This is a genomic window from Alicycliphilus denitrificans K601 (assembly GCF_000204645.1).
Classification (GTDB): Bacteria; Pseudomonadota; Gammaproteobacteria; order Burkholderiales; family Burkholderiaceae_C; genus Alicycliphilus; species Alicycliphilus denitrificans.
The window spans coordinates 1,585,918-1,600,556 of record NC_015422.1; the positions used below are offsets into that span (position 1 = coordinate 1,585,918).

Annotated in this window: 12 protein-coding genes and 1 pseudogene; 7 read left to right on the forward strand and 6 right to left on the reverse strand. The window is 70.4% G+C overall.

What is annotated here, in order from left to right; translation table 11 throughout:
• Nucleotides 1–43: 43 nt before the first annotated feature.
• Nucleotides 44–1,057 (forward strand): Bug family tripartite tricarboxylate transporter substrate binding protein, encoded by a 1,014-nt coding sequence (locus ALIDE2_RS07505; RefSeq protein WP_013721713.1) that lies wholly within the window; start codon nucleotides 44–46, stop codon nucleotides 1,055–1,057.
• A gap of 5 nt (nucleotides 1,058–1,062) precedes the next feature.
• Nucleotides 1,063–2,280, forward strand: coding sequence for a CaiB/BaiF CoA transferase family protein (locus tag ALIDE2_RS07510; RefSeq protein WP_013721714.1), 1,218 nt, complete (start codon nucleotides 1,063–1,065; stop codon nucleotides 2,278–2,280).
• Here ALIDE2_RS07510 and ALIDE2_RS07515 read toward each other — a convergent pair whose 3' ends face one another.
• The 3 genes and pseudogenes from ALIDE2_RS07515 to ALIDE2_RS07525 form a co-directional block, all read right to left on the reverse strand.
• Nucleotides 2,281–3,210: a LysR family transcriptional regulator gene (locus ALIDE2_RS07515; RefSeq protein ID WP_013519758.1), complete on the reverse strand. Its 930-nt coding sequence runs from the start codon at nucleotides 3,208–3,210 to the stop codon at nucleotides 2,281–2,283.
• Between the two features lie 30 nt (nucleotides 3,211–3,240).
• Nucleotides 3,241–4,716 (reverse strand): annotated as a pseudogene (locus ALIDE2_RS07520) (aldehyde dehydrogenase).
• A 25-nt stretch (nucleotides 4,717–4,741) separates the two neighbouring features.
• Nucleotides 4,742–6,361, reverse strand: a complete 1,620-nt coding sequence (locus ALIDE2_RS07525; RefSeq protein WP_013721715.1) for a GMC family oxidoreductase — start codon at nucleotides 6,359–6,361, stop codon at nucleotides 4,742–4,744.
• A 239-nt stretch (nucleotides 6,362–6,600) separates the two neighbouring features.
• Between ALIDE2_RS07525 and ALIDE2_RS07530 the strand changes: the two genes are divergently transcribed.
• From ALIDE2_RS07530 to ALIDE2_RS07540, 3 genes are all read left to right on the forward strand, one after another.
• A complete protein-coding gene (locus ALIDE2_RS07530; protein ID WP_013721716.1) occupies nucleotides 6,601–7,548 on the forward strand; it encodes a tripartite tricarboxylate transporter substrate-binding protein in 948 nt (315 codons plus the stop codon).
• A 72-nt stretch (nucleotides 7,549–7,620) separates the two neighbouring features.
• The gene (locus tag ALIDE2_RS07535; protein ID WP_013721717.1) at nucleotides 7,621–8,241 is read left to right on the forward strand and encodes a DUF2889 domain-containing protein; all 621 of its coding nucleotides are present in this window, start codon (nucleotides 7,621–7,623) and stop codon (nucleotides 8,239–8,241) included.
• The gene (locus ALIDE2_RS07540; protein WP_013721718.1) at nucleotides 8,238–9,677 is read left to right on the forward strand and encodes an MmgE/PrpD family protein; all 1,440 of its coding nucleotides are present in this window, start codon (nucleotides 8,238–8,240) and stop codon (nucleotides 9,675–9,677) included. The genes ALIDE2_RS07535 and ALIDE2_RS07540 overlap by 4 nt, the downstream gene beginning before the upstream one ends.
• 44 nt (nucleotides 9,678–9,721) lie before the next feature.
• Here ALIDE2_RS07540 and ALIDE2_RS07545 read toward each other — a convergent pair whose 3' ends face one another.
• Complete coding sequence (locus ALIDE2_RS07545; RefSeq protein ID WP_013721719.1) at nucleotides 9,722–10,516, reverse strand: IclR family transcriptional regulator; 795 nt, start codon at nucleotides 10,514–10,516, stop codon at nucleotides 9,722–9,724.
• Complete coding sequence (locus ALIDE2_RS07550) at nucleotides 10,513–11,346, reverse strand: IclR family transcriptional regulator (RefSeq protein WP_013721720.1); 834 nt, start codon at nucleotides 11,344–11,346, stop codon at nucleotides 10,513–10,515. The genes ALIDE2_RS07545 and ALIDE2_RS07550 overlap by 4 nt, the downstream gene beginning before the upstream one ends.
• A gap of 112 nt (nucleotides 11,347–11,458) precedes the next feature.
• Between ALIDE2_RS07550 and ALIDE2_RS07555 the strand changes: the two genes are divergently transcribed.
• Complete coding sequence (locus tag ALIDE2_RS07555) at nucleotides 11,459–12,328, forward strand: alpha/beta fold hydrolase (protein WP_013721721.1); 870 nt, start codon at nucleotides 11,459–11,461, stop codon at nucleotides 12,326–12,328.
• 39 nt (nucleotides 12,329–12,367) lie between these two features.
• Here ALIDE2_RS07555 and ALIDE2_RS07560 read toward each other — a convergent pair whose 3' ends face one another.
• The gene (locus ALIDE2_RS07560) at nucleotides 12,368–13,519 is read right to left on the reverse strand and encodes an acyl-CoA dehydrogenase family protein (protein ID WP_013721722.1); all 1,152 of its coding nucleotides are present in this window, start codon (nucleotides 13,517–13,519) and stop codon (nucleotides 12,368–12,370) included.
• Between the two features lie 235 nt (nucleotides 13,520–13,754).
• Between ALIDE2_RS07560 and ALIDE2_RS07565 the strand changes: the two genes are divergently transcribed.
• Nucleotides 13,755–14,630 (forward strand): MaoC/PaaZ C-terminal domain-containing protein, encoded by an 876-nt coding sequence (locus ALIDE2_RS07565; RefSeq protein WP_013519748.1) that lies wholly within the window; start codon nucleotides 13,755–13,757, stop codon nucleotides 14,628–14,630.
• Nucleotides 14,631–14,639 lie beyond the last annotated feature (9 nt).

Consider the following 14,639-nt stretch of genomic DNA (forward strand, 5'->3'; position numbering starts at 1 on the left):
GCACGGGTTGGCATCGATTCATCAACAAAGAGGAGACATCGGGATGAAGAACCATGCATTCGCGCCGGCGCGGCGCTCGTGGATGCGCACTGCAGGCATCATGGCCGCCATGGCATGGGGCGGCCTGACCCTTGCCCCCGGGGCCAGCGCACAGGCCTGGCCCACCAGGCCCGTGCGGATCGTGATCGCATCCTCCGCTGGTTCCACGGGCGACCTGCTGGCGCGCATGTTGGCGCCGCGGTTGGAGAGCATCTGGAAGCAGCCGGTCATCGTCGAAGCCAAGCCCGGCGCCAGCGGCATCGTGGGTACCGAGTATGTGATCAATGCCCAGGACGGCCACACGCTGCTGCTGGGTACCCAGACGGCGCTGATGTCCAAGTACACGCAGAAGAACCTGCGCTTCGACCCGCTGACCGACCTGCTGCCGATCGCGAAGGTGATCAACTACCAGATGGTCATCGCGACCAACGCGCCCACGGCCAAGCGGGCTGGCACGCTGGCTGAACTGGTCGCCCTGAGCAAATCCACGCAGAACGGCCTGTTCTTCGCGGGCAATGGGCCCACGTCCATCTTCAATCTCTCCATGGCGATCATGAACCAGGGCCTCGGGCTGCGCATGGCTGCCGTGGACTTTCCCAGCGTGAGCGCGATGAACCTGGCGCTGCTGCGCGACGACGCGCAGGTGATGGTGAATACGCCCAGCTCGGTCAAGGGGCAAATCGAGAACGGCACGGTGGTGCCGCTGGCAGCGGTCAGCACGGAGCGCTACACCAACCTGCCGCAGGTGCCCACGCTGAAGGAAGCCACCGGCTACAGCGGCTACGTTCCCCTGCTGTGGGCAGGATTCTTCGCTCCCAAGGGCACGCCTGCCAGCGTCGTCCAGAAGATCGACCAGGACCTGCGTGCCGTGCTCGACGACAAATTTAGAAAACAGATCGAATCCACGTTCACCGGCACCACCGTCAGTTCGTCGCCTCCGGCCTTTGCCAAGGAGATCCAGGCCGAGACCGCCGTGTGGCGCGACATCTTCAAAGCAATGGACTTCAAGCCGGAGTAAACACCATGAACGGACCTCTAGAAGGCCTGCGCATCCTCGACCTCACGTCGAACTTCATGGGCCCGTACGCCTCGCTGCTGCTGGCCGACATGGGCGCGGACGTGTGCAAGATCGAGCCGCCCGAAGGCGACACCACGCGCAACGTCGGCCCTTGCCGGCACAAGGGAATGGGCGCGGTCTTCCTGCACCTGAACCGCAACAAGCGCAGCATCGTGCTGGACCTCAAGCACCCCGATGGCCTGGCCGCGCTGCGGCGCATGCTGCCGCGCGCCGACGTGCTGCTGTTCAGCCTGCGGCCGCAGGCCATGGCCCGGCTGGGGCTGTCGTACGAAGCGGTGCGCGAGATCAATCCGCGCATCGTGTACTGCGGCGCGTTCGGCTTCGGCCAGAACGGCCCGTATGCCGACCGGCCGGCCTACGACAACCTGATCCAGGCCGCCGTGGGCCTGCCCATGACGCAGGCGCGCAAGACCGGCGGCCCGCCGACCTACGTGGGCACGGCCATCGTGGACCGCATGGTGGGCATGGCCACGAGCAACGCCATCCTGGCGGCGCTGCACTGCCGCAGCCAGACCGGCTACGGGCAGGCCGTGGAGGTGCCGATGTTCGAGACCTTCGCGCACTTCGCCATGGGCGACCACCTGTACGGCCACACCTTCGTGCCGCCCATCGGCGACTGGGGCTACGAGCGCATGACCGCGCCTGAGCGCCAGCCCTACCGCACGGCCGACGGCTACGTCAGCGTGGAGGTCTACACCGACCGGCACTGGCAGCGCCTGTTCGCCGCCGTGGGCCGCGCCGACATGGCCGCCGACCCGCGCTACGCCGACGTGCATGCGCGCGCACGGCACATGGGCGAGCTGTACGACTTCCTGCACCGCACCTTCGCCACGCGGCCGTCCGCCGAATGGGTGGCGCTGCTCACGGAGGCAGACATCCCTGCCATCGCGATGAACACGCCCGAGACCCTGCTGGACGACGCGCACATGCGGGCCGTGGGCTTCTTCGGCGAGCAGGAGCACCCGAGCGAGGGCCTGCTGCGCACCATCGGCATCCCGCAGCAGTGGAGCGAGAGCCCGGCCACGCTGCGCCACCCGGCGCCGCGCCTGGGCGAGCACACGCAGGAATTGCTGGGCGAGTACGGATTCGGCCAGGACGAGATCGGCACGCTGCTGTGGTCGCATGGCGCGCGGGCCGCGGCGCCTGCCGAAACAGCCGCCTGATCAGGCGTGCGGCTGCGCGTCGGCGGGGCGGCTCTGCAACTGCTCCAGCAGCGCGCGGGCGGCGGGGCTCAGGTGACGGTCGCGCGGCGTGGCGATCTGCACGATGCGCTTGGCCCAGGAGTCGGACATGGGAACGGCTACCACGCCGTCGATCCGCGCCTGCAGGACATCGCACTCGGGCTGTACCGTCACCCCTAGCCGGGCCTGCGCCAGGCTCATGGCCACGCCCGTGCTGCGTACGCTGTACTTGGGCTTGTATTCGCCGCCCAGCTTGCGCGCCGCCTTGGCGAAGGCCGCGTGCATGGCCGAGATCACGATCAGGTTCTCGGGCATCAACTCCTCGAACGAAACGCTGGCGCGCCCGGCCAGCGCGTGCGCCTCGGGCACCACGGCCACCAGCCGGTCGGTGCGGTAGGGGTGGGTCTGGACGCCGCTCAGGTCCAGACCCGGCATGATGGCGAACACGCCGATGTCGGCATCGCCTTGCAGCACGGCCTGCACGATGGTGGTGTTCTCCAGTTCGCGCAGCACCAGGTCCACCTGCGGGAAGTCGCGCGCGAAGGCGCCAAGTTCGCGCGAGAGGTAGGGCACGAAGATCGAGCGCGCCGAGGCCACGAACACCTCGCCGCGCAGCCCTTCGCTGAAGGCGGTGATTTCCGCGCGCATGTCGTCCATGTCGGCGAACAGCTTGCGGATGTAGCGCGCGATCACCTCGCCCGCCGCCGTGGCCACCACGCCCTTGGGCGTGCGTTCCAGCAGCGGCACGCCCGCGATCTCCTCGAAGTCCTGGATGCGCTTGGTGGCTGTGGATGCGGCGATGTTCTCGCGCAGAGCGGCACGGCCGATCTGCTGCTCCTCGACGGCCGAGAGGAAAAGCCGCAGCGTGAACAGATCGGTCTGGCGGATGAAATGCAGCCGGTTGAAGGTCATGGCGTACAGAGCATACCGCCAGAAGGCGGCTCAGGGCGCCATCTGGTCGAGCACCACGGTCTTGGATTCGAGGAAGGCTTCGAGCCCGCCCTCGCCGCCCTCGCGGCCTATGCCCGACTGCTTGAAGCCGCCGAAGCCGATCGCGAAGTCTTAGCGCGAGGCGTTGTGCCCCACGCTGCCGGAGCGCAGCTGCCGCGCCACCCGCATGGCGTGCTCGGCGTCGTGGGTGAACACGGCGGCGTTCAGGCCGTAGGTGCTGTCGTTGGCCATGTCGATGGCGTGCTGCTCGCTGTCGGCGGCGATCACCGAGAGCACGGGGCCGAAGAACTCGTTGCGCGCGATGAAGGAGCTGTTGTCCACGTTGGCGAACACGGTGGGCTCGAAGAAGAAGCCGCGTTCCAGGTGCTTGGGCCTGCCGCCGCCGACCGCCAGCTTGGCGCCCTCGGCGACGCCCTGGGCCACCATGCGCTCCACGGTGCCGCGCTGGCGCTCGGATGCCAGGGGCCCCATGGTGGTGGCGGGGTCGAACGGGTCGCCGATCACCATGCCGCGCGCGGCGTCCACCAGCGCGTCCACCATCGCGTCGTGCTTGGCGCGGGGCACGATGATGCGGGTCAGGCTGGCGCACACCTGTCCCGTCAGGTAGCTGAAGTAGGCCGTGCCCAGCAGCTTGGCGGCCGCCTCGACGTCGTAGTCGTCCAGCACCAGCAGGGCGGGCGACTTGCCGCCCAGCTCCAGCGTGCAGCGGGCCACGCGCTCGGAGGCCACGGCGCCGATGCGCCGGCCCGCGGCGGTGGAGCCGGTGAAGGTGATCTTGTCCACGCCGGGATTGCGCACCAGCGATTCGGAGACCTCGCGGTCGGCGGTGATCGCGTTGACCACGCCGGGCGGCAGGCCCACCTCGTCGCAGATCTGCGCGAAGAGGTTGCCGGAGCAGGGTGCCTCGGGCGAGGACTTGATGATGACCGTGCAGCCCGCCAGCAGCGCGGGTGCCACCTTGTAGGCGATCAGGCCCGCCGGGCCGTTCCACGGCACGATGGCGACGGACACGCCCACGGGCTCCTGGATTTGGTAGCCCTGGTGGCCGCTGGTGGACTTGACGGGCTTGATGAACGGGTAGGTGTGCGCCATGGCGGAGTACTGGCGGAACGCGCCGCTCAGGTACTGGCCCACGCGCGGCTGGGCGATCTTGTACAGCACGCCGGATTCGGTGGTCCATATGCGCGCGAAATCGTCGTTCAGCGCTTCCAGGCGCTCGGCGATCCTGTCCATGTAGACGGCGCGCTCGGCCGGGGTCATGCGCGGCCAGGGGCCGTGGTCGAAGGCCTGGCGCGCGGCCTGCACGGCGGCGTCGGTGTCGGCCTCGGTGGCCTGGGGCACGCGTGCCACGATTTCTTCGGTGGCGCTGTTGAGCACGGTGAAGGTCGCGTCGCTGGAGGGCTCGACCCACTGGCCGCCGATGTAGAAGCGGTCGGCATGGGGTACGTTCAAGGCTTGGCTGGTCATGGTGCTTGTCTCCTGGTTTGTGTATCTATGCGGCGATCGCGCGCGGCGCCAGCGCGTCCTCGAGGATCATGTCCACGCCCTTCTCGCCGATCATGATGCAGGGCGCGTTGGTGTTGCCGGTGGGGATGACGGGCATGATGGATGCGTCGATCACGCGCAGGCGCTGGAGGCCGCGCACGCGCAGCCGCGCATCGACCACGGCCTCGCCGTCGCTGCCCATCTTGCAGGTGCCCACGGGGTGCCAGCCCGTGCCGCCGAAGCGCTTCAGGTACTCGAACAGCTGCTCGTCGCTCGCGCAGGCCGGGCCGGGCTTGATCTCCTCGACCACGCGCTGGCCCAGCGGCGGCGTGTGGATGATCTGGCGCAGCTGCCGCAGGCCTGCGACGTGGCGGCGCACGTCGCTCTCGTCGCTGAAGTAGTTGGGGTGGAAGAGCGGAGCCGCCAGCGGGTCGCCGCTGGCCAGTTCCATGTGGCCGCGCGATTCGGGCGTGAGCAGCACGACGGAGGCGGACATGCCCGGATAGCCGTCGGCCGCCACTTCGCCCGAGGGCGTGGCCGAGAAGCTCATGGGGTTGAACGAGAGCTGCAGATCGACCCGCGCGCCCGGCTCGCTGCGCGCATAGGCCGTCACCGGTGCCGCGCCCAGGGCCAGGTAGCCGCCGTGCGTGAACACGTAGCGCGCGCCCTCGAGGTACTTGCGCAGGCCGCTCAGGCGGTGGTTGACGGAGCTGCCCGGCGTGCAGCGCCACGCGAGGCTGGCATACCAGGGGTCCTGCAGGTTGCTGCCCACGCCTGGCAGCTCGCGCCGCACGGCGATGCCGTGGCGCTGCAGCCGCGCCGCGCCGCCGATGCCCGAGAGCATCAAGAGCTGCGGCGAGGCGAGCGCGCCCGCGCTCAGGATCACCTCGCGCGCGGCCGCGATCTGGCGGCGCTGGCCGCCTTGCAGCACCTCCACGCCCGTGGCCTCGTCGCCATCGAACAGCACGCGCAGGACGTGCGCGCCGGTCAGGATCGTGAGGTTGGAGCGATGGCGCACGGGCTCGATGAAGGCCTTGTACGTGGTGTGGCGCCGGCCGCCCTTGATGGTGTACTGGCGCACGCCCACGGCGGGGTGGGGCGGGGAGTTCAGGTCCCGCGAGCGCGGGATGCCCGCGTTGACGCAGGATGCGATGAAGTCCTCGGCCGCGGGGTGGATTTCCACCGGGTCGGTCACGCTCAGAGGCCCGTCGCCGCCATGGAAGGCGTTGGCGCCGCGCGCATTGTTCTCCGAGCGCTTGAAGTAGGGCAGCACCTCGTCCCAGCCCCAGCCCGCGTTGCCCAGGCGCGCCCACTGGTCGTAGTCCTCGGGCTGGCCGCGCATGTAGATCATGCCGTTGATGGAGCTGCTGCCGCCCAGGCCCTTGCCCCGGTCCCACTGCACCTGGCGCCCGCCCAGCGTGGGCACGGGCTGGGTCTTGAAGCGCCAGTTGAAGCGCTCGCTGCCGAACAGCTTGGCCATGCCCGCGGGCGTGTTGACCCAGAAGGCATCCATCGCGCCGCCGGCCTCGATCAGCAGCACGCGCACCTGCGGGTCTTCCGAGAGGCGGCTCGCCACTACGCAGCCCGACGAGCCCGCGCCGACGACGATGTGGTCATAGATCTCCATCACATGCCTCCTGCTGGCGAAGGCGTGGCTGGACCGGTGGATTGGCGTATTCCATGGCGTCTCCGTGTTCTTGTCGATGGCTTTCCGGCGCCTGCATGCCGGGTGAGATAGTCTATCGATTGGTCGTTAGGGGCGGCTTCGGATTTTATAAATCGCCGATTCGGGATTCCGCACTTGGATGCGTTGCGCGCTTCGCCGAATATTGGCCTGCATCAAACCAGTCCAGGAGACAAGCACCCATGAACAAGCGCGCCTTCGCCGCCGCCCTGGCCCTGGCGGGCCTGCTGCCCCTTGCCGCCACGGCCCAGTCGTTCAGGCAGCCCATCAAGGTCATCGTGCCCTACGCGGCCGGCGGCGGTACCGACGTGCTTGCGCGCCTGCTGGGGCAGGGCCTGTCCAAGGAACTGGGGCAGCCCGTCATCATCGAGAACAAGGCGGGCGCCAGCGGCCAGATCGGCACCCAGTTCGTGCAGGCGGCCGCGCCCAACGGCGCCACGCTGCTGTTCACCGTGGACCATTCGCTGATCACCGTGCCGCTGACCACGCCCTCGGCCAAGTACGACGCCGAGGCGGACTTCACCGCGCTGGGCCAGGCCGCGCGCTCCGTCTGGACGCTGAGCATTCCCGCCACCGCGCCCTACAAGGACTTTGCCGGCTTTGCCGCCGCCGCCAAGGCCGAGGCGCCGCTGCGCTCCTTCGGCGTGCCCTTCACGGGCGGCGCGCCCACGCTGATCGGCGAGGCCCTGGGCCGCCACTGGAGCGTGGCCATGGAGGCCATTCCCTTCAGCGGTTCCGGCCCCGTGATCCAGAACGTGATGGCGGGCCAGGTGCCCGCCGGCATCACGGGCATGCCCGAGGCCATGGCGGTGCACCGCTCGGGCAAGGCGCGCGTGGTGGCCGTGTCCGGCGCGCAGCGCTCGGCGCTGCTGCCCGACGTGCCCACCTTCAAGGAGCTGGGCATCGACGGGCTGGAGTTCCACACCTTCCTGGGCTTCTTCGGCCCGAAGAATTTGCCGAAGGAGATGGCGCAGGAATTCAACGCCGCGCTGCGCAAGGTGCTGGCCGAACCGGCGGTGCTCGACAAGCTCGGCAGCATGTCCCTGCAGCCCGCCCCGACCACGCTGGCCGAGGCCCGCGCCGAGGTCGCCGCGATGGAGCGGTTCTGGAAGAAGGCGCTCCAGAAATAGCTACTGAAAATATAGCTATATCCGCTTTATGGGTAAGCGATAGATCCATTTTTATTGAAAGAAGGCGATGCGATGATGGACGGACCTGCTGCCGGAGCGCCGGAGCCGGCTCCCACGGGTGAGGTGACGCGCGAGGAACTGCACAGGCGCAGCATCGACCTGCGCGGCTTTCGCCGCAGCGACGGCTTGTTCGAGGTCGAGGCCCGGCTCACCGACCGCAAGACGCACGATTTCGCGCCCCTCAGCGGCGGGCGCCACGTGGCGGCCGGCGACACCATCCACGACCATGGCCTGCGAGTGGTGTTCGGCGCAGACATGGTGATCCGCGAGATCTCCACCGACATGCGCGCCTCCCCCTACCGCGAATGCCTGGGCGGGGGCGACACCCTGCAGGCGATGGTCGGGGTGCGCATCGGCCCCGGCTGGAACGGCGAGCTGCGCAAGCGCCTGCCCGCGGGCAACACCTGCACGCACCTGAAGGAAATGATGATTCCGCTGGCCAGCGCGGCCTTTCAGCTCATCTATTCGGTGCGCACCAGCAACGTCATTGAGGTGAACGCCGAAGGCAGGCCGCGCAAGATCGACAGCTGCTACGCCTACGGCGCGTCGCGCGAGCTCGTGGCGCTGCAGTGGCCGGCGTTCCATCGCCCGGCCGCGGCACAGGACACGAAAGACGACCAAGGAAACGCATGACCGAGCACACGACGGGCGCGCCGCCCAGGCTCGCAGGCGAGCTGGTGGCCGACCCCGCCAGCGTGGAGCTGACGGCGTCCATTGCCGGCCACGTGGCCCGCGTGGCCAACGCGCCGCTCACCGAGGCCGACACCGAGGCCGCGCGCAAGCTGCTGCTGGACAACTTCATCGTCTCGCTCTGGGGCGCGACGCGGCCCTGGACGCGCGAGATCGCGCAGTGGACGCGCCGCTTCGCCGGCACTGGCGCGAGCCCCGTGCTGGGCACGGACTGGCTGGCGGACCCGTCCATCGCCGCGCTGGTGCACGGCACGGCCGCGCACAGCTACGAGCTGGACGACACGCACGACGAGACCCTGAGCCACCCCGGCGCCGCCATCATCCCCGCCGCGCTGGCCGTGGCCGCCGCCACCGACGCACCGCAGGCCGGCCTGCTGCGCGCCCTGGCCGCGGGCTACGAGGCCATGGCGCTGCTGGGCGCCTCGGCGGGCGGCATGGAGACGGTGCACCGGGGCTTTCACCCCACATCGGTGTTCGGCTCGTTCGACGCGGCAACGGCCTGCATCTGCCTGCACGCCCGCCAGCGCGGCGAGGCCGTGACGCGCGACCTGCTGATCGCGGCCTGGGGCCACGCGCTGTCCCAGGCCTGCGGCGCCATGCAGTTCTCCGCCGAGCCGGGCGGCGGCGAGGTCAAGCGCGTGCACGCGGGCTATGGCGCGCGCAACGGCGTGCTGGCGGCCGAGTTCGCGCACCTGCCCGCCGTCACGGCGCCGCGCCGCGTGGCCGAGGGCGCCTACGGACTGGCGGCGCTGTTCGGCGGCCCGCTGCGCCACGTGGCGCCGGCGCAGCGGCTGCAGATCCACAACATCAGCTTCAAGCCCTATGCGTGCTGCCGGCTGTTCCACTCCACGATCGACGCGCTGCGCGAGGTGACCGACGGTTTCACGACGCCGCCGGAGGCCATCGAGCGCATCACCCTGAGCGGCCCCCGGCTCATCGCCGACCAGCACATGCTGCCGCGCCCGCGCGGCAGCATGGCCGCGCAGTACAGCGCGCCGTTCATCGTGGGCGCCACGCTGGCCTACGGCCCGCAGCGCTACGACGCCTACGGCGACGAGCACATGGACGACGCCGCCATCCTCGCCATCGCGGACAAGCTGCGCTTCGAGCCGAGCGAGGAGCTGACACGCACCTACTACCCCCACCGCTTCGCCACGGGCGTGCGCCTGCGCCTGGCCGATGGCAGCGAGCGCTACGCCATGGTGGCGGACAGCATGGGCACGCCGCGCAAGCCGCTCACCACGGAGCAGATCCTGGCCAAGGGCCTGGGCCTGGAGGGCGGGGGGACCGCGCTCGGGGAGCGGCTGCTGCAAGGCATCCGGGACGGCAGCCAGGGGGGGCGGGCGCTCGCGCAGTTGCTGGCGCGGTCCCTGCGCTGAGGTAATCGGCAAGCCGCCCGGCGGCGGCTGTACTACAGGCTGTACTACAAATACCCGTTGAACCTGCCCAGCAAGGCCTCCAGCCGCACGGCGGTTTCCTTGAGCGCGGGGGCGATCCTTTCGCGCTCGGCCTCCAGGTCCAGGTCCACGTCGGCCCTGCCGCAGCTCAGGGACATGGGCACGCCCTCGCTGCCCGCGCGGATGGGCAGCGCCACGCCGTAGGTGCCGCGCTGGTAGCCGCCCAGCACCGCGCAGGTGCCCCGGGCCTCCAGCTCGGCGAACGAGGCTTCGATGGCGCGCTCCAGCGCCTCGCCCTGCGCGCCCGCGCGGCGCTTGTGCTCGTCGATGAGCTGGCGCCTCTGCGCCGGCGGCAGGCCCCACAGGTAGGCCCGGCCGATCGACGTGGCGCCCATGGGCAGCACCGAGCCCACGCCCAGGCGCAGCGTGGCCACCTTGCGGCTCACGCGGTAGCCGACGTAGAGCATGTCGATGCCGTCCTGGATGCCCAGCGCGACCGACACGTCGAGCCGGTCGGCCAGCTCCTGCATCAGCGGCTGCGCGGCCTGCAGCATCTCGTTGGTGGCCAGGTACGCATGGCCGATGCCCAGCGCGCCGGCCGACAGCTCGAACTCGCGCTTGCCCGGCACCAGGCGCAGAAAGCCCACCTGCAGCAGCGTGGAGGTGAGCCGCGAGACGGTGGCCTTGGGCAGGCCCGTGCGGCGCACGAGCTCGGTATTGGTCAGCGGCGTGCGGTCCGAGCGGAACGCGCGCAGGACTTCGAGCCCGCGCTCCACGGTCATCAGCGCGGCGCTGTCGCCGGCCTGTTTCTGCATGCTCATGGCCGCCCCTGCGAGAGCTGGATCTCCTGCGCCATGCGCACCAGGGCCGGCCCCAGCTCGCGCACGCTGCGCGCGCGGCCCATGAGCGAGGCCGGTCCCAGGCAGCTCACGGCCAGCGGCGCCCGGCCCGCGACCTGGATGGGCGCGGCCACCATGGTCATGGGCTGGCCCGATTCGCCCAGCGCCACGCAGAAGCCCCCCGCGCGCACCTGGCCGATGGCCTCTCTGGAGCGGCGGCGCAGCTGGCCCCAGGCGAGCTCCCGTTCGTGCTCGCGGCCGCCGTGCGGCGGGTGGTGCTCGGCGCTTTGCAGCAGGTAGTCCCGCTCGGCCTCGGGCAGGCTGGCCAGCAGCGCCCAGCCCGCGGCGGACGAGGCCAGCCCCAGCCGCGTGCCTATGCCCGGCTGCAGCGCGGCGGGCAGGGCGCTGGTGCGGCAGCTGTCGATCACCACGAGGTCGAGCCGGTCGCGCGAGCTCAGGTGCACGTTCACCTGGTGGCGCTCGGCGAACAGGCGCATGCGCTGGTTGGCGGCGCGGTGGATCTCGGCGTCGGCCGCGGCCCGGTAGCCCAGGGTGAGCGCCGAGGGGCTGAGGCAGAAGCGCCGCGTGTCGGCCGCGTAGCGCAGGTAGCCCAGGGTGACGAGGGTGCGCGTCATGCGCGTGACCGTCGAGGCGGGCAGGCCGGTGCGCTCTACGAGGTCGCCGTTGCCGAGCCAGCGCTCGCCCGGCGCGAAGGCCGACAGCACCGACAGCGCACGCGCGAAAGGCGCCACGACCGGCCGGCCCCCGGCTGCGGCGGCGCAGTCGGGCAGGGGGGAGGGCGGGGGCTGCATGCCGAGGCTCATGGGTGTTGCATGAATCACGTTTATCAAACTAACATTTATTAGAATATCGATTCCGGCGAAAGTCGATAAGGGTTTTCTCTTTGTTGCTCCTGCCCGCACCATGACCACGCGCAAACCGCTCCCCGGCACCCCCAGCCCCATGCACGCCTGGATGGGCGCCCACGGCAACCTGCTGTGCGGCGACAGCTGGGGCGATCCGTCGGCGCCGCCCGTGCTGCTGCTGCACGGCGGCGGGCAGACGCGGCATTCCTGGCGGCGCACGGCGCTCAGCCTGGCGCGGGCGGGCTTTCATGCGGTGTCCTTCGATGCGCGGGGGCACGGCGATTCGGACTGGGTGGGGGACGGCGGCTATGGCGAGGCGGCGATGGCCGAGGACCTCGCCTGCGTGGTGCGCGCCCTGGGCGGCGCGCGGCCGGTGCTGATCGGTGCCTCGATGGGCGGCATCACCAGTCTTGCGGCCGTGGGCGGCGGCGTGGTGGACGCGGCCGCGCTGATCCTGGCCGACGTGGCGCACGTCTCTTCCACGGATGGCGCCGGGCGGGTGCATGCGTTCATGCTGCGGCATGCGCGGGGCTTCGCCTCGCTGGAGGAAGCGGCCGACGCGGTCGCCGAATACCGGGGCGGCCACAGGCGACGGGGCAGCCTGGCCGGGCTGGGCAAGAACCTGCGCCAGGGTGCCGGCGGCCGCCTGTATTGGCACTGGGACCCGCGCTTCCTGGAGGGGCGCAGCGAAGACTGGGCGGCGCGCGCCGAGCGCCTGACCCGGTGCGTGCGCCAGGTGACGGTGCCCACGCTGCTGGTGCGCGGCGCGCAGTCCGACGTGGTGACGCCCGAGGCGGTGCGCGAGTTCCTGGCGCTGTGCCCGCATGCCAGCCATGTGGACGTGGCGGATGCGGGGCATATGCTCACGGGCGACGACAACGACGTTTTCGGCCAGGTGGCGATCGGCTTCATTCGTCAGAAAACATAGCTGCCAGCGTTTTTCCCTCAAGCGCTGGAGGCTATTTTGTTATTGAATCTCGCGCAGCATGTTCTTGGCGATCACCGTCTGCTGGATCTGCGTGGTGCCCTCGTAGATGCGGAACAGGCGCACGTCGCGGTAGAAGCGCTCGATGGCGTACTCGCTCATGTAGCCCGCGCCGCCGAAGATCTGCACCGCGCGGTCGGCCACGCGGCCGCACATCTCGGTGGCGAACATCTTGGCGCAGGATGCCTCGGTGGAGTTGGGCAGCTTGTCGTCGCGGCGGCGGGCCGCGTCCAGCACCATGCAGCGGGCGGCGTAGATCTCGGCCTTGCTGTCGGCCAGCATGGCCTGCACCAGCTGGAAGTTGCCGATGGGCTGGCCGAACTGCCTGCGCTCGGCGGCGTAGCGCAGCGCCATGTCCAGCATGCGCTCGGCCACGGCCACGGCCACGGCGGCGATGTGGATGCGGCCTTTCTCCAGCACCTTCATGGCGGTCTTGAAGCCCTGGCCTTCCTTGAGGCCGATGAGGTTGGCGGCGGGCACGCGCACGTTCTCGAAGATCACGTCGCAGGTGTGCGCGCCCTTCTGGCCCATCTTCTTGTCGCGCTTGCCGAAGCTGATGCCGGGCGTGCCCGCCTCGACGATGAAGGCCGACACGCCGCCCGCGCCCTTGTTGGCCGGGTTGGTGCGCGCCATCAGCGTGAACATGCCGGCCTGCGGCGCGTTGGTGATGAAGCGCTTGGTGCCGTTGACGACGTAGAAGTCGCCGTCGCGGATGGCGGTGGTGCGCAGAGAGGCGGCGTCGGAGCCGGCCTCGGGCTCGGTCAGCGCGAACGAGGCCATCATCTCGCCCGTGGCGAGCTTGGGCAGGTACTTGGCCTGCTGCTCGGGCGTGCCGTCGAACAGGATGCCCTGCGAGCCGATGCCCACGGTGGTGCCGAGCAGCGAGCGGAACACGGGCGAGGCGCGGCACAGCTCGAACACGGCCAGTACCTCTTCCTCCATGGTGAGCTCCAGGCCGCCGAACTTCTCGGGGATGGTCAGGCCGAACAGGCCCATGGCCTTCATGTCGGCCACGATGTCGGCGGGAATCTCGTCGGTCTCGGCCACGAGCTCCTCGTTGGGGATCAGGCGCTCGCGCACGAAGCGGGCGATGGTGTCGAGCAGGCCGTTGAGCGTTTCTTGGTCGCGAATCATGTCGGTATCAGGAAGGAGGGATGGGGGATGGCGCCGCATGCTGCGCGGCCCGGGCGCGCGGCGCAACCGCTGGCGGCATGTCGTTCCGAAAGTTGGAAATGGGCGCACGGACCGCGCGCTGGCGGGCGAGGCTTCCGGCTTTGCCAAAGTACGGAACACCGGCCACCTGCCCGTTGACCGGGAAGGGGGCGCGGCGGCATCGTCGGGGCTGGTTCTTTCAGGAGGCAAGCCCGCCATGCCCATCGATCCGCGCCGCCTGCTCGCGCGCCCCTTCCCCGCCATCGAACACGCCTACACGCAGCGCGACACCCAGCTCTACGCGCTGGGCCTGGGGCTGGGCGCAGACCCGCTGGACGCGGGCCAGTTGCGCTACGTCTACGAGGGGCAGGACGGCGCCGCGCTGCGCGCCATGCCCACCATGGCCAACATCCTGGCCTACCCCGGCTTCTGGGCGCGCGAACCCGACACCGGCATCACCTGGCAGAAGCTGCTGCATGCCGAGCAAGAGATCCACATCCACGCGCCGCTGCCCGCCGCCGGGCGCGTGCGGGGCCAGACCCGCATCACGGGCCTGTGGGACAGGGGCGAAGGCAAGGGCGCCTTCCTGCAGCAGACGCGCGAGATCAGCGACGCGGCCACGGGCCAGCCGCTGGCCACCGTCAAGCAACTGAGCCTGCTGCGCGGCGACGGCGGCTTCGGCGAGGGCGGCAGCGCAGGCGCGCCGCCCGCGCCGCACGCCATGCCCGAGGGCGAGCCCGACCACGTGTGCGACCTGGCCACGCCCGCGCAGCTCGCGCTGATCTACCGCCTGAGCGGCGACCTGAACCCGCTGCACGCCGACCCGGCCGTGGCGGCGGCCGCGGGCTTCCCGCGCCCTATCCTGCACGGCATGGCGCTGATGGGCGTGGCCGCGCATGCGGTGCTGCGCACGGTGCTGGGCTACGACGACACGCGCCTCGAAGGCATGCGCGTGCGCTTCACCGCGCCCGCGTGGCCCGGCGACACGCTGCGCACCGAGATGTGGGTGCAGGGCGGCACGGTGTCGCTGCGCACCACGGCGCTGGAGCGCGGCGCGGTCGTCCTGAACAACGCGCGGGTGGACTTGCGCTGAACGCGAACC